The organism is Pseudomonas protegens, from assembly GCF_003363755.1.
Classification (GTDB): domain Bacteria; phylum Pseudomonadota; class Gammaproteobacteria; order Pseudomonadales; family Pseudomonadaceae; genus Aquipseudomonas; species Aquipseudomonas danubii.
In genome coordinates this window covers 3,665,001-3,689,955 of record NZ_CP031396.1, presented here as the reverse complement: position 1 = coordinate 3,689,955, position 24,955 = coordinate 3,665,001, and the positions used below count along the sequence as shown (strand labels likewise).

Annotated in this window: 6 protein-coding genes, 3 rRNA genes and 1 pseudogene (1 of these 10 running past the window's edge); 3 read left to right on the top strand and 7 right to left on the bottom strand. The window is 60.3% G+C overall.

Translation table 11 applies throughout. The annotated features are described in order from the left end of the window. Positions 1-280: 280 nt before the first annotated feature. Both DWF74_RS16650 and DWF74_RS16645 read left to right on the top strand, forming a co-directional pair. On the top strand, positions 281-15,049 hold the full coding sequence (locus DWF74_RS16650; protein ID WP_115581323.1) for a retention module-containing protein: 14,769 nt from the start codon (positions 281-283) through the stop codon (positions 15,047-15,049). A gap of 159 nt (positions 15,050-15,208) precedes the next feature. Next, positions 15,209-15,547 (top strand): tryptophan synthase subunit beta, encoded by a 339-nt coding sequence (locus tag DWF74_RS16645; protein WP_102861886.1) that lies wholly within the window; start codon positions 15,209-15,211, stop codon positions 15,545-15,547. Positions 15,548-15,590: 43 nt separating this feature from the next. Here the strand turns inward: DWF74_RS16645 and lapD are convergent, their stop codons facing one another. After that, positions 15,591-17,537 carry a cyclic di-GMP receptor LapD gene (gene lapD, locus DWF74_RS16640; protein WP_102861885.1) on the bottom strand — a complete coding sequence of 649 codons (1,947 nt, stop codon included), beginning with the start codon at positions 17,535-17,537 and terminating at the stop codon, positions 15,591-15,593. A 14-nt stretch (positions 17,538-17,551) separates the two neighbouring features. Beyond that, positions 17,552-18,244 carry a cysteine protease LapG gene (gene lapG, locus DWF74_RS16635; RefSeq protein WP_102861884.1) on the bottom strand — a complete coding sequence of 231 codons (693 nt, stop codon included), beginning with the start codon at positions 18,242-18,244 and terminating at the stop codon, positions 17,552-17,554. A 300-nt stretch (positions 18,245-18,544) separates the two neighbouring features. On the opposite strand from lapG, the gene DWF74_RS16630 reads away from it, so the two are divergent. Next, the gene (locus DWF74_RS16630) at positions 18,545-19,309 is read left to right on the top strand and encodes a thioesterase II family protein (protein ID WP_115581322.1); all 765 of its coding nucleotides are present in this window, start codon (positions 18,545-18,547) and stop codon (positions 19,307-19,309) included. Between the two features lie 69 nt (positions 19,310-19,378). Here the strand turns inward: DWF74_RS16630 and DWF74_RS31010 are convergent, their stop codons facing one another. From DWF74_RS31010 to DWF74_RS16610, 5 genes and pseudogenes are all read right to left on the bottom strand, one after another. After that, on the bottom strand, positions 19,379-20,164 hold the full coding sequence (locus tag DWF74_RS31010) for a methyl-accepting chemotaxis protein (RefSeq protein ID WP_371826218.1): 786 nt from the start codon (positions 20,162-20,164) through the stop codon (positions 19,379-19,381). Between the two features lie 117 nt (positions 20,165-20,281). Then, positions 20,282-21,259: pseudogene (locus DWF74_RS31005) on the bottom strand (cache domain-containing protein); the annotation flags it as partial. Between the two features lie 915 nt (positions 21,260-22,174). Continuing rightward, positions 22,175-22,290: ribosomal RNA gene (gene rrf / locus DWF74_RS16620) — 5S ribosomal RNA — on the bottom strand. A 113-nt stretch (positions 22,291-22,403) separates the two neighbouring features. After that, positions 22,404-22,519 (bottom strand): 5S ribosomal RNA (gene rrf / locus DWF74_RS16615). Between the two features lie 139 nt (positions 22,520-22,658). Then, positions 22,659-24,955: ribosomal RNA gene (locus tag DWF74_RS16610) — 23S ribosomal RNA — on the bottom strand; it runs 595 nt beyond the window's last position.

The window sequence follows — 24,955 nt, the reverse complement described above, 5'->3', positions numbered from 1 at the left end:
TCCGTCGGAAAGTTCAAACTAAGAACTGGTTCACATACTTCAAGTCAGGTTACTGCACGAATATCAATGTGACATTAATTCGGCGATTGTTTAGGATGGCACCCATAAGGTCAATAGTTTGGCATAAAGTTAATCTCGAAAAAATCTAGCCAAAATATTGACGACTATACTGTCAAATACCCGTTCCCAATTACACAGCAATGTACCTCCAGACTGAGTTGCGGCCCGCGCCCAAGCCGGTACATGGATGTCAACTGAGCGGTACACCGGAGAGTCCCCAATGAGCAGTGTTGTTGCCATCGTCAAAAGCATTGTCGGTCAGGTTTTCGTAGTTTCCCCGGAAGGAATCCGGCGCGTACTCATCGAAGGCGACCGCCTGTTCGTGGGTGACCAGGTGGATACCGGCCCGGCGGGTGCCGTTACCCTGGAGTTGACCGACGGACGGACCCTCGACCTTGGCCGCGACACTCAATGGAGCGGTGCCGCACCAGACTCCAGCACCGACCTGGCCCAGGCCAGTGCGCAAGCCGCGCCATCGGTGGCTGAACTGCAGCAGGCCATTGCCGCGGGTGTCGACCCGACCACCGACCTGGAAGCCACCGCTGCCGGCCCGTCCGCAGCAGGTACGGGCGGTGCCGCCGGGGGCGGCCATAGCTTCGTCCAGCTTGAGGAAACCGCTGGCCGGGTGGACCCGACCATCGGCTTCCCGACGGCCGGCCTGGGGCTGGCCACTTCGGCCCAGGACAACACCATTGGCGGGCTGACCAACAATAATGGCCTGGCCAATGGTAACGGCAGTGGCAGTGATTCGCTGCGTCCGGCGACCCTGACCCTGGGCGCCACCCCGACCATCACCGAAGCCGGTGGTGTGCTGGTGTATACCGCCACTCTGACCCAGGCACCGCTGACCGACCTGACCGTCACCCTGTCCAATGGTGCGGTCATCGTGATCAGTGCGGGCCAAACCACTGGCAGCGTGCAGGTCCCTCTGGCGCCCCAAGACAACGTCTACATCGACCCCGGCCAGATCAGCGTGAGCGTGACCGGCACCGCTGGCGGCGGTGGCCTGCTGGTGACCGTCAATCCAACCCCGGCGGTGACCCAGATCACCGACACTATCGACACCACCACCGTCACCCTGACAGCCGATGCCAACGTCACCGAAGGCGGACAGATCACCTACACCGCCACCCTGACCAACCCGGCGCAGACGCCGGTGACCATTACCCTGTCCAACGGTTCGGTCATCACCATCGAAGCGGGCAAGTCCAGCGGTTCGATCGACGTCGCGGCCCCGGCCAACGATGTCTACAAGAACGGCAGCACCATCGAGGTCGGCATCACCAAGGCCGAGGGCGGCAACTTCGAGAGCCTGGTGCCCAGCACCGACAAGGCCGTGACCACAGTCACTGACACCATTGACGATACCGGCCTGAGCCTGTCGGCCACCGGCACCGTGGCCGAAGGCGGCTCCATCGTCTACACCGCGACACTGACCAATCCTGCTGGGACTCCGGTCACCGTGACCCTGAGCAACGGTGCCGTGATCACCATCGCCGCTGGCGCCACAACTGGCACCGCCACCGTGGCGGCACCGGCCGATGACGTTTATAAGGATGCCGGCAAGGTCGAAGTCACCATCACCAAGACCGATGGCGGTAACTTCGAAAACCTGGTCACCAACCCAGCGCCTGCCGTGACTGATGTCACTGACACCATCGACACTTCCACCGTCAGCCTGACTGCCACTCCGAGCGTCGCCGAAGGCGGCATCGTGGTTTACACCGCGTCGGTTTCGGCTCCGGTGACCGGCTCGCCGGTAGTGGTGACTCTGTCCAACGGACAGACCATCACTATTCCAGTCGGTGAATCCTCCGGCACCGTGAACTTCACCGCGCCGAATGACGCCCTGGCTGGCGGTAGCTCTCTGAGCACCACCATCACCAAGGCTGACGGTGGTAACTACGAGAAGCTGGAGATCAACGACAAGCCAGCTGAAACCTCGGTCACCGACACACCGGACACCACTACTCTGAGCCTGAGTGCTACTGACTCGGTAGCAGAAGGCGGGTCCATCGTTTACACCGCTACGCTGACCAACGCTGCAGGGACTCCGGTCACCGTGACCCTGAGCAACGGTGCTGTCATCACTATCGCTGCTGGTGCCACCACCGGCACCGCCACCGTCGCGGCCCCGGCCGACGATGTGTACAAGGACGCCGGCAAGGTCGAGGTCACCATCACCAAGACCGATGGCGGCAACTTCGAGAACCTGGAAACCAACCCGGCTCCGGCAGTGACTGATGTCACTGACACTATCGATACGTCGACTGTCAGCCTGACCGCCACCCCGAGCGTCGCCGAAGGCGGCATCGTGGTTTACACCGCGTCGGTTACGGCTCCGGTGACCGGCTCGCCGGTTGTAGTGACTCTGTCCAACGGACAGACCATCACTATTCCGGTTGGCGAATCCTCTGGCACCGTGAACTTCACCGCGCCAAACGATGCACTGGCAGGCGGCAGCTCCCTTAGCACCACCATCACCAAAGCTGACGGTGGTAACTACGAGAAGCTGGAGATCAACGACAAGCCAGCTGAAACCTCGGTCACCGACACACCGGACACCACCACCCTCAGCGTGACTGCCACCGATACCGTGGCAGAAGGCGGATCGATTGTTTACACCGCGACCCTGACCAACGCTGCTGGCACTCCCGTCACCGTGACCCTGAGCAACGGCGCGGTGATCACCATTGCCGCAGGCGCCACAACTGGCACCGCCACCGTGGCGGCACCGGCCGATGACGTCTACAAGGACGCCGGCAAGGTCGAGGTCTCCATCACCAAGACCGATGGCGGCAACTTCGAGAACCTGGAAACCAACCCGGCTCCGGCAGTGACTGATGTCACTGACACTATCGATACGTCGACTGTCAGCCTGACCGCGACCCCAAGCGTCGCCGAAGGCGGCATCGTGGTGTACACAGCCTCGGTGTCCGCCCCAGTAACTGGCTCCCCGGTCGTAGTAACGCTGTCCAATGGCCAGACCATCACCATTCCGGTGGGCGAATCCTCCGGCACCGTGAACTTCACCGCGCCTAACGATGCACTGGCAGGCGGCAGTTCCCTGAGCACCACCATCACCAAAGCTGACGGTGGTAACTACGAGAAGCTGGAGATCAACGACAAGCCAGCTGAAACCTCGGTCACCGACACACCGGACACCACCACCCTTAGCGTGACCGCTACCGATACCGTGGCTGAGGGCGGCTCGATTGTTTACACCGCGACCTTGACCAATGCTGCTGGCACTCCCGTCACCGTGACCCTGAGCAACGGCGCGGTGATCACCATTGCCGCTGGCGCCACAACTGGCACCGCCACCGTGGCGGCACCGGCCGATGACGTCTACAAGGATGCCGGCAAAGTCGAAGTCACCATCACCAAAGCCGATGGCGGCAACTTCGAAAACCTGGTCACCAACCCAGCGCCAGCCGTGACTGATGTCACTGACACGATCGACACTTCGACTGTTAGCCTGACCGCAACCCCGAGCGTCGCTGAAGGCGGCATCGTGGTATACACCGCATCGGTCACCGCGCCAGTGACTGGCTCGCCAGTGGTAGTGACCCTGTCCAACGGCCAGACCATCACTATTCCAGTGGGCGAGTCCTCCGGCAGCGTGAACTTCACCGCGCCGAATGACGCCCTGGCTGGCGGTAGCTCTCTGAGCACCACCATCACCAAGGCCGATGGCGGTAACTACGAAAAACTGGAAATCAGCGATAAACCTGCTGAGACCAGCGTTACCGATACGCCAGATACCACCACCCTGAGCCTGTCGGCCACCGACTCCGTGGCCGAAGGTGGGTCCATCGTTTACACCGCGACCCTGACCAATGCCGCTGGCACCCCGGTGACCGTAACCTTGAGCAACGGCGCGGTGATCACCATCGCCGCTGGCGCCACGACTGGCACCGCCACTGTCGCGGCGCCTGCCGACGACGTCTATAAGGACGCCGGCAAGGTTGAAGTCACCATCAGCAAGGCCGAGGGCGGCAACTTCGAAAACCTGGAGACCAACCCGGCTCCAGCAGTGACCGATGTCACTGACACCATCGACACTTCGACTGTTAGCCTGACCGCAACCCCGAGCGTCGCTGAAGGCGGCATCGTGGTATACACCGCATCGGTCACCGCGCCAGTGACGGGCTCGCCAGTGGTAGTGACCCTGTCCAACGGCCAGACCATCACTATTCCAGTGGGCGAGTCCTCCGGCAGCGTGAACTTCACTGCACCGAATGACGCCCTGGCTGGCGGTAGCTCTCTGAGCACTACCATTACCAAGGCCGATGGCGGCAACTACGAGAAACTGGAAATCAGCGATAAACCCGCTGAAACCAGCGTTACCGATACTCCGGATACAACGACTCTGAGCCTGACGGCCACTGAGTCTGTGGCCGAGGGCGGCTCTATCGTCTACACCGCCACTCTGACCAACGCTGCCGGAACTCCGGTGACCGTGACCCTGAGCAACGGTGCTGTGATCACCATCGCCGCTGGCGCCACGACTGGCACCGCCACTGTTGCGGCGCCAGCCGACGACGTCTACAAAGACGCCGGCAAAGTCGAAGCCACCATCACCAAAACGGACGGTGGCAACTTCGAAAACCTGGTCACCAACCCAGCTCCAGCGGTGACTGATGTCACCGATACCATCGACACCAGTACCGTTTCACTGACTGCTACGCCAAGCGTCGCTGAAGGCGGCACCGTGGTGTATACCGCATCGGTCACCGCTCCGGTTACCGGCTCTCCGGTTGTGGTCACCCTATCCAACGGCCAGACCATTACCATTCCGGTTGGCGAATCTTCCGGCAGCGCGAACTTCACTGCACCGAATGACGCCCTGGCTGGCGGTAGCTCCCTGAGTACCACCATCACCAAAGCGGACGGTGGCAACTACGAAAAGCTGGACATCAACGACAAACCCGCTGAGACCAGTGTTACCGATACGCCGGACACCACGACGCTGAGCCTGTCGGCCACCGACTCCGTGGCCGAGGGCGGCTCCATTGTCTACACCGCTACCCTGACCAATGCCGCTGGCACCCCGGTGACCGTAACCTTGAGCAACGGCGCGGTGATCACCATCGCCGCTGGCGCCACGACTGGCACCGCCACTGTCGCGGCGCCTGCCGACGACGTCTATAAGGACGCCGGCAAGGTTGAAGTCACCATCAGCAAGGCTGACGGCGGCAACTTCGAGAACCTGGAGACCAACCCGGCTCCAGCGGTGACCGATGTCACTGACACCATCGACACCTCGACCATCAGCCTGACCGCTACCCCAAGCGTCGCCGAAGGCGGCACCGTGGTGTACACCGCGTCGGTTTCGGCGCCGGTGACCGGCTCTCCGGTTGTGGTGACCCTGTCCAACGGACAGACCATTACCATTCCGGTGGGCGAGTCTTCCGCAACGGTGAACTTCACCGCGCCTAACGATGCCCTGGCTGGCGGCAGCTCCCTGAGCACCACCATCACCAAGACCGAGGGTGGCAACTACGAAAAACTGGAGATCAATGACAAGCCGGCCGAGACCGCTGTCACCGACACTCCGGACACCACCACCCTGAGCCTGAGTGCCACCGACTCGGTGGCCGAAGGCGGCTCCATCGTCTACACCGCGACCCTGAGCAATGCGGCAGGTACTCCGGTGACCGTGACCCTGAGCAATGGCGCGGTGATCACCATCGCCGCTGGCGCCACTTCCGGCACCGCGACCGTCGCCGCCCCGGCCGACGACGTGTACAAGGACGCTGGCAAGGTTGAAGCCACCATCACCAAAGCTGACGGCGGCAACTTCGAGAACCTGGAGACCAACCCTGCTCCGGCAGTAACCGACGTCACTGACACCATCGACACCAGTACCGTGTCCCTCACTGCAACGCCAAGCGTCGCTGAAGGCGGCACCGTGGTGTACACCGCGTCGGTTACGGCTCCGGTGACCGGCTCGCCGGTTGTGGTGACTCTGTCCAACGGACAGACCATCACTATTCCAGTGGGCGAGTCTTCCGCCACGGTGAACTTCACCGCGCCGAACGATGCCCTGGCTGGCGGTAGCTCTCTGAGCACCACCATTACCAAGGCGGACGGTGGTAACTACGAGAAGTTGGAGATCAGCGACAAGCCAGCTGAAACCTCGGTTACCGATACCCCGGACACAACGACGCTGAGCCTGTCGGCCACCGACTCCGTGGCAGAAGGTGGCTCCATCGTTTACACGGCTACGCTGACCAACGCTGCTGGTACTCCGGTCACTGTGACCCTGAGCAATGGCGCGGTAATCACCATCGCAGCCGGTGCCACTACTGGTACCGCCACTGTTGCGGCGCCAGCCGACGACGTCTACAAGGATGCCGGTAAAGTCGAAGCAACCATCACCAAAGCTGACGGTGGTAACTTCGAAAACCTGGTCACCAACCCAGCACCTGCCGTGACTGATGTTACCGATACCATCGACACCAGCACCGTTTCGCTGACTGCTACGCCAAGCGTCGCTGAAGGCGGCATCGTGGTTTACACCGCGTCGGTTACGGCTCCGGTTACCGGTTCGCCGCTCGTGGTGACCTTGTCCAACGGTCAGACCATCACCATCCCAGTTGGCGAAAGCCAAGGTTCGGTGAACTTCACTGCACCGAACGATGCCCTGGCTGGCGGTAGCTCTCTGAGCACCACCATCACCAAAGCGGACGGTGGTAACTACGAGAAGCTGGAGGTCAGCGATAAGCCAGCTGAAACCTCGGTTACCGATACGCCAGATACCACGACGCTGAGCCTCTCGGCCACCGACTCCGTGGCTGAAGGCGGCTCCATTGTCTATACCGCGACACTGAGTAATGCGGCTGGTACGCCGGTCACGGTCACACTCTCCAACGGTGCCGTCATCACCATCGCCGCTGGCGCTACTTCGGGGACTGCAACCGTTGCCGCTCCTGCGGATGATGTTTACAAGGATGCCGGTAAGGTCGAAGTCACTATCACCAAAGCAGACGGTGGCAACTTCGAAAACCTGGAGACCAACCCAGCGCCAGCCGTCACCGATGTCACCGACACCATCGACACCAGCACCGTTTCGCTGACCGCTACGCCAAGCGTCGCCGAGGGCGGCATCGTCGTTTACACCGCGTCTGTGTCTGCGCCAGTGACCGGTTCGCCAGTTGTGGTGACCCTGTCCAACGGACAGACCATCACTATTCCAGTCGGTGAATCCTCCGGCACCGTGAACTTCACCGCGCCTAACGATGCACTGGCAGGCGGCAGTTCCCTGAGCACCACCATTACCAAGGCTGACGGTGGTAACTACGAGAAGCTGGAGATCAATGACAAGCCAGCCGAAACCTCGGTTACTGATACGCCAGACACCACCACTCTGAGCCTGAGTGCTACTGACTCGGTAGCAGAAGGCGGCTCCATCGTTTACACCGCGACCCTGACCAACGCGGCTGGTACTCCGGTCACTGTGACCCTGAGCAACGGCGCGGTGATCACCATTGCTGCCGGTGCCACTTCCGGCACCACCACCGTCGCAGCGCCGGCCGATGACGTCTACAAAGACGCCGGCAAAGTCGAAGCCACCATCACCAAAGCGGACGGCGGTAACTTCGAGAACCTGGTCACCAATCCAGCGCCTGCGGTCACCGATGTAACTGACACGATCGATACCAGCACCGTTTCCCTGACGGCGACTCCGAGCGTCGCCGAGGGCGGCATCGTCGTTTACACCGCGTCTGTGTCTGCGCCAGTGACCGGTTCGCCAGTTGTGGTGACCTTGTCCAACGGTCAAACCATCACTATTCCAGTGGGCGAGTCTTCCGCAACGGTGAACTTCACCGCACCCAACGACGCTCTGGCGGGCGGCAGTTCCCTGAGCACCACCATTACCAAGGCCGACGGCGGTAATTACGAGAAGCTGGAGATCAGCGACAAACCAGCTGAAACCTCGGTTACTGATACGCCAGACACCACCACTCTGAGCCTGAGTGCTACTGACTCGGTAGCAGAAGGTGGGTCCATCGTTTACACCGCGACCCTGACCAACGCGGCTGGTACCCCGGTTACTGTGACTCTGAGCAATGGTGCAGTCATCACTATCGCTACCGGCGCTACCTCGGGTACGGCCACCGTCGCAGCCCCGGCTGATGACGTCTACAAGGACGCTGGCAAGGTTGAAGCCACCATCACCAAAGCGGACGGCGGTAACTTCGAGAACCTGGTTACCAACCCAGCACCTGCCGTGACTGATGTTACCGATACCATCGACATCAGCACCGTTTCGCTGACTGCTACGCCAAGCGTCGCTGAAGGCGGCATCGTGGTTTACACCGCGTCGGTCACCGCGCCAGTGACTGGCTCACCAGTAGTAGTGACCCTGTCCAACGGTCAGACCATCACCATCCCGGTCGGTGAAAGCCAAGGTTCGGTGAACTTCACTGCACCGAACGACGCTCTGGCCGGCGGTAGCTCTCTGAGCACCACCATCACCAAGGCTGACGGCGGTAACTACGAGAAGCTGGAGATCAACGACAAGCCGGCTGAGACCTCGGTTACCGACACCCCTGACACCACCACTCTGAGCCTCTCGGCTACTGAGTCTGTGGCTGAGGGTGGTTCGATCATCTACACCGCCACCTTGACCAATGCCGCTGGTACGCCAGTGACCGTGACCCTGTCTAACGGTGCGGTGATCACCATTGCTGCCGGTGCCACTTCCGGCACCGCTACCGTCGCGGCCCCAGCCGATGACGTCTACAAAGACGCTGGCAAGGTTGAAGCCACCATCACCAAAGCGGACGGTGGCAACTTCGAAAACCTGGTCACCAACCCAGCTCCGGCTGTGACTGATGTCGCCGACACCATCGACACTTCCACCGTCAGCCTGACTGCCACTCCAAGCGTCGCCGAAGGTGGAACGGTGGTTTACACCGCGTCGGTTACGGCTCCGGTGACCGGTTCGCCGGTCGTGGTGACCTTGTCCAACGGACAGACCATCACTATTCCAGTGGGCGAGTCTTCCGCAACGGTGAACTTCACCGCGCCGAACGATGCCCTGGCTGGCGGTAGCTCCTTGAGCACCACCATCACCAAGGCTGACGGCGGCAACTACGAGAAGCTGGAGATCAGCGACAAACCGGCTGAAACCTCGGTTACTGATACGCCAGACACCACCACTCTGAGCCTGAGTGCTACTGACTCGGTAGCAGAAGGTGGCTCCATCGTTTACACCGCGACCCTGACCAACGCCGCTGGCACTCCGGTCACCGTGACCCTGAGCAACGGCGCGGTGATCACCATTGCCGCTGGCGCCACTTCCGGCACCGCCACCGTCGCGGCCCCAGCCGATGACGTCTACAAAGACGCTGGCAAGGTTGAGGCCACCATCACCAAAACGGATGGCGGCAACTTCGAGAACCTGGTCACCAACCCAGCGCCAGCTGTGACTGATGTCACTGACACTATCGATACGTCGACTGTCAGCCTGACCGCGACCCCGAGCGTCGCCGAAGGTGGAACCGTGGTTTACACCGCGTCGGTTTCGGCTCCGGTGACCGGCTCGCCGGTTGTGGTGACCCTGTCCAATGGCCAGACCATCACTATTCCGGTCGGTGAATCCTCCGGCACCGTGAACTTCACCGCTCCCAATGATGCTCTGGCTGGCGGCAGCTCCCTGAGCGCCACCATCACCAAGGCTGACGGCGGCAACTACGAGAAGTTGGAAATCAGCGACAAGCCAGCTGAAACCTCGGTTACTGATACGCCAGACACCACCACCCTGAGCCTTTCGGCCACCGACTCCGTGGCCGAAGGCGGGTCCATCGTTTACACCGCAACACTGAGCAACGCGGCCGGTACTCCAGTCACCGTGACCCTGAGCAACGGCGCGGTGATCACCATCGCTGCCGGCGCCACCACTGGCACTGCCACCGTCGCGGCGCCAACCGATGACGTTTACAAGGACGCTGGCAAGGTTGAGGCCACTATCACCAAGGCCGAAGGTGGCAACTTCGAGAAGCTGGTGCCAAACACCACGCCAGCCGTAACCGATGTGACTGACACCATCGACAACTCCACCGTCACGCTCAAGGCCACGCCTTCGGCTGCCGAAGGCGGCAACGTCACTTATACCGCCACCGTTAGCGCTCCTGTGACCGGTTCGCCCGTCACCGTGAACCTGGCCAACGGTGAGAAGATCACCATCCCGGTCGGCGAGACCACCGGTTCGGTGAGCATCAGCGCGCCGAACGATGTACTGGTCGGCCACACTCCGCTGACCAACTCCATCACCAACGTCAGCGGCGGCAACTACGAGAACCTGGTGGCTGACAAGACCCCGGTCAGCACCACCGTAACCGACACCGTCGACACCACCAGTGTCAGTCTCAGTGCCACCGGCACTGTGGCCGAGGGCGGGTCCATCGTTTACACCGCGACCCTGAGCAATGCTGCAGGCACTCCGGTTACCGTGACCTTGAGTAATGGTGCAGTAATCACCATTGCTGCCGGCGCCACCACTGGCACTGCCACCGTCGCGGCGCCAACCGATGACGTTTACAAGGACGCTGGCAAGGTTGAGGCCACTATCACCAAGGCCGAAGGTGGCAACTTCGAGAAGCTGGTGCCAAACACCACGCCAGCCGTAACCGATGTGACTGACACCATCGACAACTCCACCGTCACGCTCAAGGCAACGCCTTCGGCTGCCGAAGGCGGCAACGTCACTTATACCGCCACCGTTAGCGCTCCTGTGACCGGTTCGCCCGTCACCGTGAACCTGGCCAATGGCGAGAAGATCACCATCCCGGTCGGCGAGACCACCGGTTCGGTGAGCATCAGCGCGCCGAACGATGTACTGGTCGGCCACACTCCGCTGACCAACTCCATCACCAACGTCAGCGGCGGCAACTACGAAAATCTCGTGGCCGACAAGACCCCGGTCAGCACCACCGTGACCGACTCCGTCGACACCACCAGTGTCAGCCTCAGCGCCACTGGCACCGTGGCTGAAGGCGGTTCGATCATCTACACCGCGACCCTGACCAACGCAGCCGGTACTCCGGTGACCGTCACTCTGAGCAACGGCGCGGTGATCAACATCGCCGCCGGCAACACCACCGGTACCGTCACCGTTGCGGCGCCGGCTGACGACGTCTATATCGACGCCGGCAAGGTCAATGCCTCGATCACCAGCGCCACCGGAGGCAACTTCGAGAAGCTGGTGCCGGACACCACACCAGCGGTGACCAACGTGACCGACACCGTGGATACCACTTCGGTGGGCATCACCGGCAGCACTTCGGTCACTGAAGGCCAGACCGCCAGCTACACCGTGAGCCTGACGCATCCGGCGCAGACCGAAGTCACCCTGAAGATCAGCTACAGCGGCACCGCCACTGACGGTTCGGACTTCAGCGGCGTGTACACCGTGAAGATTCCGGCCGGCGCCAGCAGCGCCAACTTCAACGTCGCCACCATTGACAACAAGATCACTGAAGGCACCGAGAACTTCACGGTCAAGATCGATTCGGCCAGCGGCGGTAACTTCGAGAACCTGGTGGTGGGCAGTAACAACAGCGTCACCACCTCGATCATCGACAACGATGCGCCACCGGTCATCGACCTGGACGCCAACAACTCCAGCGGCGCCACCGGGGCCGACTACAAGGTCACTTTCACCGAAGGCACCACGGGCCCTGGCGTGTCGATCGCCGACACCGACCTGAGCATCACCGACCCGGACAGCACGATGCTGACCGGCGCCACCATCGTGCTGACCAACCGTCAGCCGGGGGACTCGCTGAACCTGGGCAACAACGTCAACGGCATCAACATCAATGCCAACAGCAAGGACGGCTCGATCACCCTGACCCTGTCGGGCAACGCGACGCTGGCCGACTACATGCAACAGATCAAGAACATCACCTTCACCAACAACAGTGAAGACCCGAGCACCACGCCACGGACCATCACCGTGACCGTGACCGACGGCGGCAACTACTCCAATGTCGCCACCACCACGGTCAATGTGGTGGCGGTAAACGACGCCCCAACCGCCACCGGCGGCGCCGTGACCGGCAGCGAAGACAGCCCGCTGGCCCTGACCTGGTCCAACTTCGGCGTCAGCGACGTCGACAGCCCGGCTGCCAACCTCGGGGTGAAAATCACCCAACTGCCAGGTGACGGCAAACTGCAATACCTGGACGGTTCGACCTGGAAGGATGTGGCCAACAACCAGACCTTCAGCAAGGCCGATATCGATGCCGGCAAACTGCGCTTCACCCCGGACGCCAACGAATCCGGCACCAATGGCTACGGCGGCAGCGGCGTAGGCAACCAACAGGCCGATTACGCCCAGATCAAGTTCCAGCCAACTGACGGCCAGGCCCTGGGCAGCACCGGTACGGTCACGGTCGACATCACCCCAGTGGCCGATGCCCCGACCCTGAGCGTGGCGGGTAACAACGTCAACTCGGTGGGCCTGCTCAAGGAAGTCTGGACCGGCCTCAGCGGCCTGGGCACCGACGGCAACGGCGCGTCCGCCAGCACCCTGAAATCGGTGATCGACGCCGCCGGCACGCCCAACAGCAGCAGCCTGGCGACCAACGTCCAGTCCGACGGCAACATCACCCCGGGCACCGCATCGAAGACCTCCGGCCTGATCTACCTGGAAGCCGGCAAGGCCTACACCTTCTCCGGCACCGGCGACGACAGCCTGCTGGTGACCATCGGCGGCAAGAACGTGGCCAGCACCACCTGGGGCGCGGGCGGTAACCTAAACGGTACCTTCACCCCGACCACCAGCGGCTACTACACCATCGATATCTACCACCACAACCAGAGTGGTCCGGGCAGCTACGACGTCAACCTCTCGGTCAACGGCGGCGCCGCGGTAGACCTGAGCAACGCCGGCGTGCCGCTTTACACCGGCGTCACCGACCTGACCAACGCCGGAGTTTCGGTGTCCGAGCTGCACGGCACCAACGGCGAGGGTTACTACGACGGCTACAAGCTCAACGAAGGCGGCGAAGGCGGCAGCGTGCATCTGTCGAAGATCAGCACCGGCCTGACCGATACCGACGGTTCGGAAACCCTGAGCGTGAAGATCAGCGGCATTCCTGCAGGCTCCGTCCTCAGCGATGGCGCCGGGCATACCTTCACCGCCACCGCGAGCTCCGGCGAAGCCAACGTCACCGGCTGGAACCTGGGCAACCTGACGGTCACCCCGCCGCCGTACTACAACGGCACCTTCAACCTCAACGTAACCTCGACCTCCACCGAGTCCCTGGGCGGTTCTGCCAGCACTTCGGCGCAGATCCCAGTCAAGGTCTACCCGGCAAACTACAACGCGATGGTCGCCACCGCCGACGACGATACCGTTATCGGTACCGACGGCAACGACATCGTGGTCGCCGACATCGGCGGCCTGACGGTGGTCCCGGGCACCAACTACAACATCGCCTTCATGGTGGACACCTCGGGCAGTATGAGCAGCGCCTCGATCACCGCGGCCAAGAACTCCCTGACCTCGGTGTTCAATACCCTGAAGAACAGCATCGGCAGCGCTGGCTCGGGCACCGTGAACATCTTCCTTGCCGACTTCGATACCCAGGTCAACAAGTCGGTAGCGGTGAACCTCAACGATCCGAATGCCCTGGCCCAACTCAAGGCCGTGCTGGATTCGATGGCTTCTGGCGGCGGCACCAACTATGAAGACGTGTTCAAGACTACGGCCAACTTCTTCCAGAGCAGCCAGGCCACCGGCAATACCAATGCCAAGAACCTGACCTACTTCATCACTGACGGCCAGCCGACCTTCTATCAGAGCGGCGAGCAGACCAACCCGACGCTGTACGGCAACGTGCGCCTCGATGACGTGGTGACCACCAGCAATTACAAGCTGGGGGATACCTTCAGCAAAACCATCGACAGCGATCACATTCTCAGCGTGAGCAGCAACGGTACGGTCAAGCTTCAGACCTACAGCACCAATTGGTGGGGCCAAGGCTCTTGGAATACTGCAACCTTGGGCACCCTGCATGCCCAGGGCGACGGCACCTACGAGCTGTCGAACCTGGCCGGCTCCGGCAGCAGCACCGATTACTACACCTCCACCAACTCCAGCAGCGGCTTTGCCTTGCTCAGCGGCCTGTCGAACGTCGAAGCCATCGGTATCAATAGCGGCGTCAGCCTCAACGACCTCAAGCCATACGACAGCGATGGCAAGCCGCAGACCAACATCGACCCGAACGATCTGGCCAATTCGATCATCGGTCACACCGAAGCCACCATGCCGGGGGCCGACAAGGTCAGCGGCGGCGACGGCAACGACATCCTGTTCGGCGACCTGGTGAGCTTCAACGGCATCGCCGGCGAGGGTTACCAGGCCATGCAGGCCTACGTGGCCGAGCAGAACGGGGTCGATGTGAGCAAGGTCACCACCAGCAACGTGCACCAGTACATCACCGAGCACTACAAAGAGTTCGATGTGTCTGGCAGCCATGACGGCAACGACACCCTGCTGGGCGGCGCCGGCAATGACATTCTCTTCGGCCAGGGCGGCAACGACACGCTGGACGGCGGCAAGGGCAATGACATCCTGCTGGGGGGCACCGGCAAAGACACCCTGATCGGCGGCCAGGGCAACGACATCCTGATCGGCGGTTCAGGTGCCGATACCTTTGTCTGGAAGGCCGGCGATACCGGCAATGACGTGATCAAGGATTTCAAGGCCAGTGAAGGTGACCGTATCGACCTGCGGGATCTGCTGCAGGGCGAGAGCGCCAGCACCATCGACAACTTCCTCAAGATCACCACCGTGGACGGGGTCTCGACTCTGCAGGTCAGTTCCGAAGGCAAGCTCAACGCCGCCGGGGGCCTGGCCAACGCCGACGTGACGATCAAGCTGGAAGGCAACAACTGGTCCAATGCCAACATCAACTCGTTGATCGCCGGTAGCGACCCGACCATCAAGATCGATCACAACAACAGCTGATCGGCTCCTGGCAGCCACCCCTGGCGGGTGGTTGCCGGGTCCTGGCCAACAGCCTGCGCCGTGACGATTGTCGCGGCGCACCGCATACTCGCGCTCTGAATGCTGCGCTGGCCTATGCTGCTGACAGCCGGATGCCTAAAAAAGCCTGAGGGATTTGCCATGTTCTACGTGCAACGCGATGCGCAAGGTCAGCTGATTCGCGTGGAAGCCGCCGCTTACGCCGAGGCTACCGAGACGCTGCCCGCCGATCACCACGAGATCCAGACCTGGTACGCCAACGAGGCGGTGGAAGTCAGTCTCAAGCAGCTCAAGCAGAGTGACCTGGAAATGATCCGGGTGCTGGACGACCTGATTCAGGTCCTGACCAGCAAGGGCGTGATTCGCGTCACCGACCTGCCGGCGGCGGCTCAGGCCAAGCTGATGGATCGCACCCAGGCCCGTGAGGCCCTGGGTGGACTCAGCCGGCTGATCAATGATGATGAAACCGGTTTGATCTGAAAGCCCCTCGCCTACAGGAGCCGGCTTGCCGGCGGATGCACGTTCAAGCCCAAGGTGCTGGCTCGCCGAACAGTTGCCCCTGCACGCCATACAGCCCCATCTCGCGAATCACCTGCAGCTCGCCCTGGGTCTCGACCCGCTCGGCAATCAGCGGCAGGTCGATGCTGTGGGCAGCCCGCTGGATAGCTTCGATAAACAGGCGTTTGTCGCTTTCCTGATCGATGTCGCGGATGTAGCTGCCGTCAATCTTCAGATAGGCCAGGCCCAAGCGCGCCAGGTTGCCGATCATGCTGAAGCGCCCGCCAAAGCGTTGCAGGCTGAGGGAGAAGCCCAGTTCCCGCAGGCGCCGGGTCAACTGTTCCAGCTGAATCTGCTCAGGCAGCTGTTCTTCACCAATTTCCAGGGTCAGGCGCGGCCCCAGGTCAGAGTGCTGGCGCAGAATCTCGAATACCCGGTTCAGGGCCTGAGGATCTTCCAGGGTGGCTGCCGACAGGTTCAACGCCAGGCAGTGGTCATGTCCGACCATCTGCTTCAACACCTGTTCCAACATCAGCAGATCCAGGCGCGACGTCCAGCCAAAGCGCTCCAACCAGGGCAGGAAGCGCCCGGCCGGGATGGTCTGGCCCTGCTCGTCCAGCAACCGCGACAACACCTTGTAGTGCAGCACCAGCGTGGTGTCCTGGGCCGCCACCACCGGCTGGAAATACAGCTTGAAGCGCTGCTCCGACAGCGCCCGGTCCAGCAGCCGGTGCCAGGCATGGTGATCATCCCCGACTTGAGCTCCGCCCCCCTGATCCAGGCAGGCCCAGTTGGTCTCGCCCTGGGCTTCGGCCTGGGCCAGGGCCTGATCACCGAGGCTGAGCACCGCTTGTGGCGAATCTCCGTGAGCAAAGGCCGCCAGACCGATGGTGGCTACTGCGGCAACGTCGGTGGCGCCGGTGGCATGCAGGTTGCCCAGAGCGCTGTCCAGGCTTTGGGCCAGCTGGATGGCTTCCTCACGCACCAGGCCGGGCGCCAGTACGGCGAATTCGCCACCGCGGACCCGGGTCACCAGGTTCTGGGTTTCGGGGTACTTGTTGCACTCGCGCAGCAATTGCTCCCCCACCGCTTGCAGCAGTTGGTCGGTGCGCTGGCCCCCCAGACGCTGGTTCAGGCCAGCCAGGTCCTTGACCCGCAACAGCAGCAGGTAACCGGAACTGGCCTGCTCCGGGTTGCTCACCCGGGCATGCAGCTGCATTTCGAAATAACGCCGGTTGGCCAGCCCGGTCAGGCTGTCCTGGTACGACTCGATGCGCAGTTTTTCACTGCGCTCGGCCTGCTCCTGGAACAGCGCCTTGAGCTTCTCGACCATCTGGTTCATCGCCTGCACTACCCGGCGCAGTTCCGGGGTTCGGGGCAGTTGCGGCAGGCTGAGGAACTCGCGGCGGGCAATGGCATGGGACTGCTGGACCATGTAGTCCAGCGGCTTGAGCTGGCGCCGCAGCAACAGGGCACCGAGCACCGCGCTCACCGCGCCGCAGATCAACAGCCAGCCCAGGCTGCCCAGGGCGCTCTGCCAAAGCTTGGCCACGGCGAACATCGGATGGCTGAGCACCTCGACCCGCGCGGCCTGCTCCCAGCCGCGACTGACAATGGCGTCGCCGCCGGCAGGCTCAAGGCCGATGAGCTTGACGAACCACTGGGGCACATTGCTGACTTCCGGGATGCCGTTGCGCTCGACGATGGTCTTGTCGGTGGCCAGGTCCACCACCCGGATACTGGCGTAGTAGCCGCTGTCGAAGATCGAACTGACCATCAGTTCGACCATCGCCGGATCGTCGATATTCGGTGTCAGCGACAAGGCCAGGGCCGTGGCCGCGTCCTGGGCATGGGAGCGCAGCTGATTGACATACTGGGTGCGCGAACTTTCCAGGCTGACCATGAAGCTGCCGCTGAAGGCGACCACCAGGAACACACAGATTGCGATCAACAGTTGTTTGAACAAAGACATCTGAGCTCGTGCTCCTAGTTAGTCGTCTCGACCGGAAAACCTTCGGCCTGCATTTTTTTCAACACGTCCTGCCAACGGGACAGGCGCTTGGTATCACCGACCCGCTTGTTGCCTTTGGCGCCCGGCAGCCATAACCCTTCGGCATTGAAGGAATACACCGGCAGCAGGTCGGTTCGCTCGCTGGCCGGGCGGATCGAGTCCTCCAGGCTATCGAGCACCAGCGGCATGGCGTCCGCCGTGGAATAGTAGGTCAGGACCATGTGCGCGCGGTTCTGGCGCAAGGCCTTGACGTAGGTGATGCGCAGTTTGTCACTGGACACCCCGAGACGCCGCAGGCTGAAGTACTTGGCAATCGCATAATCCTCGCAGTCGCCAGCGCCCTTCCATAGCGCCTCGATCGGCGTCTCCCAGTAGTCCACCTGACGCCACAGATCGATATCTTCCATGTAGCGCATGTTCTTATTGAAGAACAGGTTGACCACTTTCAACTGCTCGCGCTCGGACACCTGCTTCTGCGTGGCCAGCAGGTGCTGCCAGGCATCGATACGTTGCTGACCTTCGCCCAGGGGACCGTAGAGCGCCGTGGCACGGCGGCTGATCAGGGAAAAATCCCAGTCGGCGTGCAGACTGCCCAGCAGCGCGCCAGCCAGCAGCAGTGCCGAGCAGAACCAGCGCAAGGTCCGAAAAAGAGCTAAACGTGCCGCCAATGCAATGAGTCCATGGGAGCTGTCGTAAATCGGCTGATGGTGAAGGCTGGCCCGACAAAAAACAATGGCACCTTACAATCACCGGCCACCAGGGAAGGGCCTGCATTCAACACTCAGAGAATAGCGTCAAGTGGCATTTGCGTTGCCGGCGACAGCCCATGAATTTCACCAGTGGCCACGTGCATTCAGCCGCGCCAGCCACTATGTTAGAAACCATTCGCGGACTGGGACGTCCCCCTCCAACGGCCTCTTGTCCGCAACGAGATCCCGCCCACGGGCCACCTTGCTTAAGGAAAAGCTGTGTACACCGACACCCGACAATGGACGCTGGTGATCAACTCAGGGCACGCCCCCCGCATACGCCTGATCTGCTTTCCCCAGGCCGGGGCGGCAGCGGAGCAACTGCGGGTGTGGTCCAACAGCCTGGCCGATCACATCGAGCTGGTGGTGATCAACCTTCCGGGGCACGGCCCACGCCGCGACGAAGCGCCCTGTGACAACTGGCCGAGCCTGCTGGAAAACACGTTCGCCGCCCTCAATCCCTGGCTCGACAAGCCCCATGCGCTGTTCGGCCACGGCCTGGGGGCACTGTTGGCGTACGAAACCTGCAAGTACGCCCAGGAGCGGTTTCCACAGCAGACCCGCCACCTGTTCGTCTCTGGCTGCCGCAGCCCTGACAGCCTGCCCCGTCGGCCTTTGCTGCACTCATTGCCCATCGAGGCATTCCGCGAAGCGATCCTGACTCTCGGCGCCAGCCCCCTGGAGATGCCCCGGGGGCAAAACGACCTGCAATCCTACGAATGTTTGCTGCGCAACGGCCTGAAACTCTTCGAAACCTGGTACGACACCTCCAGCGGCTGCCTCGACATACCGCTGACGGCTTTCTATGGCAGTGAGGACCCGCTGGCGACAGCCAACCATATGCTCAACTGGCGAGAGTTCACTGGGCGCGAATTCGAACTGATTGAAGTGGCCGGCAACCATTTCTTCATCAAGTCTCAGCGCCAGCGCCTGTTGCAGGTGATCAACACGCACCTGGGGCTGCTGGGGGAACACCTGGCCTGAACGCCGCCCATGAAAAAGCCCGCTCTGCTGTGATGCAGGAGCGGGCTTTAGGGGCGGTCCCTGATGGCCTCAGATCTTGAAGCTGTCCACCAGTTGCTTCAGGCGGCTGGCCTGCTGCGACAGTGCATCACAGTCCTTCAGGGTTTCATTGAGGTTGGCAACGCCCTGCTGGTTCAGCAGGTTGATCTGGTTGATGTCGACGTTGAGGGTCTCCACCACCGCGGTCTGTTCCTCGGTTGCCGCAGCCACCGACTGGTTCATGCCATCGATCTCGCCGATCCGCTGAGTCACGCTGATCAACCGTGCACCGGCTTGGTTGGCCACTTCGACGCTCTCTTCGCTGGACGCCTGGCTGGCATTCATGGTCGAGACCGCCTCGCGGGACCCGACCTGCAGGGAGGTGATCATCTTGTGGATCTCTTCCGCCGACTCCTGGGTACGGTGGGCCAGGTTACGCACCTCATCGGCTACCACGGCGAAACCACGGCCGGCTTCACCGGCACGGGCCGCTTCGATGGCGGCGTTGAGGGCCAACAGATTGGTCTGCTGGGAGATGCCCTTGATCACATCAAGAATGTGCCCGATGTTGTCGGTGCTGGCATTCAGAGTCTCGATCTGTGTGCAGGACAGGCTGATCTTCTGCGACAGCTCGGTCATCGCCTGGATGGTCTGCTCCACCACTTGGCGACCGTCGTCGGCCTGCTCGCTGGCGCCACTGGCGTGTTGCGAGGCATCGGCGGCGTTGCGGGCGATTTCCTGGGTGGCAGCACCCAGTTCGTTGATCGCTGCGGCCACGCTGTTGGTGCGGGCGCTCTGCTCGTCGGAACCGATGATCGACGCATTGGACGATGCCATCACCCGTTGCGACAAGTCATGCACCTGGCGAGTAGCCGAGGACACTTCGGAAATCGAGGCGTGAATCCGTTCCACGAACTGGTTGAACGAACTGCCCAACTCGCCGAACTCGTCCTTGCTTTCCACGACCAGACGCCGGGTCAGGTCGCCTTCGCCCTGAGCAATGTCCTGCATCGCCCGGCCCATGGTGATCAGCGGGCGCATCAGCACCTGGATCAGCAGAGTCAGCAATACCGCAATCACCGCCACAGCGATAAACATGGCGATCAAGGCAGAAGTACGGAACTGGCTCAGTGGTGCGTAGGCCTTTTCCTTGTCGATGGACAGGCCGATGTACCATTCGGCATTCGGCAGACCGGTCACCGGGGTGAAGGAAAGGATGCGTTCCTGTTTGTTCAGGACCACTTCCTGGTTGCCGCTGGCGATCCGTACGTTGGCGCTGGGATAGATGTCCTTGAGGTTCTTCATCACCTGGTCTTTGTCCGGGCTGACGATCACCTGACCGTCGGCGCTGACCAGGAAAGCATGGCCCAGGCCGCCGAAGTCCACCGAGTTGATGATCTTCACCAGGGTTTCCAGGCTCAGGTCGCCACCGACCACACCGAGTAATTCTCCCTGCTTCTTCACCGGCATGGCGATGGTGACCACCAGACCGCCGACAGCCGCCATGTAGGGCGGGGTCAGCATGGTTTTATCGGCGGTTACGGCCTGTTTGTACCAGGGCCGCTGACGCGGATCGTAGCCGTCGGGCATCTTCGCATCAGGACGCTGGGTGAAGGTGCCATTGGCCTGGCCGACATAGGTGAACTGGAAGTTCGAGGTGAAGGCTGGCTGATCCACCAGGCCTGGGAAGTCTGCGTTGTGACCTTGGTGGGCAACGTTCTGCGCCAGGTTCTCGAGCACCAGGATTCGCCCGCTCATCCAGTTCTGCACGCTGCTGGAGGTGAGCTCACCGGCCTGCTGGATGGAGGACTCGAGGTTCTGTCGGATAGTGTTTCGCTGCAAGTAGTCGTTGTACAAAGTGAACAACGCAAAAGCCAGAACCACTACGCCGGAGGCGGCCAAAAGGATTTTATGGCTGAACTTGAGATTCATTTCATGGGACTTCTTATGCCGAAAGTGGGGATGCGTCCGTAAAGCAACATTCCATGTAACAGTGCAGGCGACATTCTCCGGCCGCTCTACTTTGGTGCACACATGTCTTATCAGTCTTTCGGCAAGAATCCCCGAACCCTTAGAGATTTATCTGAATTACTTGTCTGAACTTGCCGATTCCCGCCGAACGGCATGCCAGAGCGTCCGCCGCGCATTTTCAGATGACCGACAGCTTCCTGCTCACAGCCAAATCGATAACCCCTGCACAACAGCCCGACTAATTGTCATTTGTGGCAATCAGGCCGGCAGGCCTCCATGTCATCAAGCAAGTTCGCCGTCCAGATCAGCAGGGCACTCAGCGCCCACTTCTGGTGGAGAGCCGGCATGCCTTCCTCAACTCTATGAAGCATACGGAGCAGCGCCACTACTGGCACCCGGAGCGCTGGTGGACCGAGTGCAGACCGAATATCCAAGGCTGCAGGAGTATCCACAAGAGGCCGGACACTGCGTTGCTGGTTTGTACCACGTACGGAACTACCACCCGCAGGCGTTATGCCAAAGCCATTAGGTGCTTTATCTAGATTCGGTCAGTGCTCAAGCGCTTTGGGGGGAACCTGCGGCTTACAGAGAGAACCTGGTGCCGTTTCTGCTTGAGTTCCACTAGAACCCTGGTCCTGCCCGGCAATTGTGGGCTGTGGCTGATGGCATTTATATCTGGTGGTGCAAGTTGATTGCCCGCAGGAGCGGCAAGCGGCATAGAGCCCGGCGTTAAGGATAGAGTCGAACGTTGGTAATAGCAGTCTGTTCGGCAGCTACAGGTACTCTGCAGGACCTTGTGACTTGATTACCCAGACTTTATCGAGCGCAAAAACAAAACCCCTGTCTGCGTCAGCAAACAGGGGTTTTGGAATTTAATCTTGACGATGACCTACTCTCACATGGGGAAACCCCACACTACCATCGGCGATGCATCGTTTCACTTCTGAGTTCGGGATGGGATCAGGTGGTTCCAACGCTCTATGGTCGTCAAGAAATTCTGTGGCCGATCCGTTGGACTCTAGAGTCGAACGTGTCAGCAAAATCAGTAACTTCTACATAAAGACAAAACCCCAACTGCTTTCGCAATTGGGGTTTCGGAATTTAATCTTGACGATGACCTACTCTCACATGGGGAAACCCCACACTACCATCGGCGATGCATCGTTTCACTTCTGAGTTCGGGATGGGATCAGGTGGTTCCAACGCTCTATGGTCGTCAAGAAATTCGGTAGCCAGTCCGTTGCTTGTGCAACGTGCCAGCGAATGGGTATGTAATAGATTTGTGTGTTGTGCAAACTTTCGGTTTGTTTCGTCTTCACACACCGCAACTCGCTTCTTAAGCAAATTGCTTGGGTGTTATATGGTCAAGCCTCACGGGCAATTAGTATTGGTTAGCTCAACGCCTCACAGCGCTTACACACCCAACCTATCAACGTCGTAGTCTTCGACGGCCCTTTAGGGGATTCAAGATCCCAGTGAGATCTCATCTTGAGGCAAGTTTCCCGCTTAGATGCTTTCAGCGGTTATCTTTTCCGAACATAGCTACCCGGCAATGCCACTGGCGTGACAACCGGAACACCAGAGGTTCGTCCACTCCGGTCCTCTCGTACTAGGAGCAGCCCCTCTCAAATCTCAAACGTCCACGGCAGATAGGGACCGAACTGTCTCACGACGTTCTAAACCCAGCTCGCGTACCACTTTAAATGGCGAACAGCCATACCCTTGGGACCGGCTTCAGCCCCAGGATGTGATGAGCCGACATCGAGGTGCCAAACACCGCCGTCGATATGAACTCTTGGGCGGTATCAGCCTGTTATCCCCGGAGTACCTTTTATCCGTTGAGCGATGGCCCTTCCATACAGAACCACCGGATCACTAAGACCTACTTTCGTACCTGCTCGACGTGTCTGTCTCGCAGTCAAGCGCGCTTTTGCCTTTATACTCTACGACCGATTTCCGACCGGTCTGAGCGCACCTTCGTACTCCTCCGTTACTCTTTAGGAGGAGACCGCCCCAGTCAAACTACCCACCATACACTGTCCTCGATCCGGATAACGGACCTGAGTTAGAACCTCAAAGTTGCCAGGGTGGTATTTCAAGGATGGCTCCACGCAAACTGGCGTTCACGCTTCAAAGCCTCCCACCTATCCTACACAAGCAAATTCAAAGTCCAGTGCAAAGCTATAGTAAAGGTTCACGGGGTCTTTCCGTCTAGCCGCGGATACACTGCATCTTCACAGCGATTTCAATTTCACTGAGTCTCGGGTGGAGACAGCGCCGCCATCGTTACGCCATTCGTGCAGGTCGGAACTTACCCGACAAGGAATTTCGCTACCTTAGGACCGTTATAGTTACGGCCGCCGTTTACCGGGGCTTCGATCAAGAGCTTCGCGTTAGCTAACCCCATCAATTAACCTTCCGGCACCGGGCAGGCGTCACACCCTATACGTCCACTTTCGTGTTTGCAGAGTGCTGTGTTTTTAATAAACAGTCGCAGCGGCCTGGTATCTTCGACCGGCATGAGCTTACGGAGCAAGTCCTTCACCCTCACCGGCGCACCTTCTCCCGAAGTTACGGTGCCATTTTGCCTAGTTCCTTCACCCGAGTTCTCTCAAGCGCCTTGGTATTCTCTACCCAACCACCTGTGTCGGTTTGGGGTACGGTTCCTAGTTATCTGAAGCTTAGAAGCTTTTCTTGGAAGCATGGCATCAACCACTTCGTCACCTAAAAGGTAACTCGTCATCAGCTCTCGGCCTTAGAACCCCGGATTTACCTAAGATTCCAGCCTACCACCTTAAACTTGGACAACCAACGCCAAGCTGGCCTAGCCTTCTCCGTCCCTCCATCGCAATAACTAGAAGTACAGGAATATTAACCTGTTTTCCATCGACTACGCTTTTCAGCCTCGCCTTAGGGACCGACTAACCCTGCGTCGATTAACGTTGCGCAGGAAACCTTGGTCTTTCGGCGTGGGTGTTTTTCACACCCATTGTCGTTACTCATGTCAGCATTCGCACTTCTGATACCTCCAGCAAGCTTCTCAACTCACCTTCACAGGCTTACAGAACGCTCCTCTACCGCATCACTTACGTGATACCCGTAGCTTCGGTGTATGGTTTGAGCCCCGTTACATCTTCCGCGCAGGCCGACTCGACTAGTGAGCTATTACGCTTTCTTTAAAGGGTGGCTGCTTCTAAGCCAACCTCCTAGCTGTCTAAGCCTTCCCACATCGTTTCCCACTTAACCATAACTTTGGGACCTTAGCTGACGGTCTGGGTTGTTTCCCTTTTCACGACGGACGTTAGCACCCGCCGTGTGTCTCCCATGCTCGGCACTTGTAGGTATTCGGAGTTTGCATCGGTTTGGTAAGTCGGGATGACCCCCTAGCCGAAACAGTGCTCTACCCCCTACAGTGATACATGAGGCGCTACCTAAATAGCTTTCGAGGAGAACCAGCTATCTCCGAGCTTGATTAGCCTTTCACTCCGATCCACAGGTCATCCGCTAACTTTTCAACGGTAGTCGGTTCGGTCCTCCAGTCAGTGTTACCTAACCTTCAACCTGCCCATGGATAGATCGCCCGGTTTCGGGTCTATTCCCAGCGACTAGACGCCCTATTAAGACTCGCTTTCGCTACGCCTCCCCTATTCGGTTAAG

Coding starts and splice junctions, on each gene's coding strand:
- lapD (WP_102861885.1), bottom strand. CDS start 17,537: ATGTCTTTGTTCAAACAACTGTTGATCGCAATCTGTGTGTTCCTGGTG.
- DWF74_RS31010 (WP_371826218.1), bottom strand. CDS start 20,164: ATGGCATCGTCCAATGCGTCGATCATCGGTTCCGACGAGCAGAGCGCC.
- DWF74_RS16645 (WP_102861886.1), top strand. CDS start 15,209: ATGTTCTACGTGCAACGCGATGCGCAAGGTCAGCTGATTCGCGTGGAA.
- DWF74_RS16650 (WP_115581323.1), top strand. CDS start 281: ATGAGCAGTGTTGTTGCCATCGTCAAAAGCATTGTCGGTCAGGTTTTC.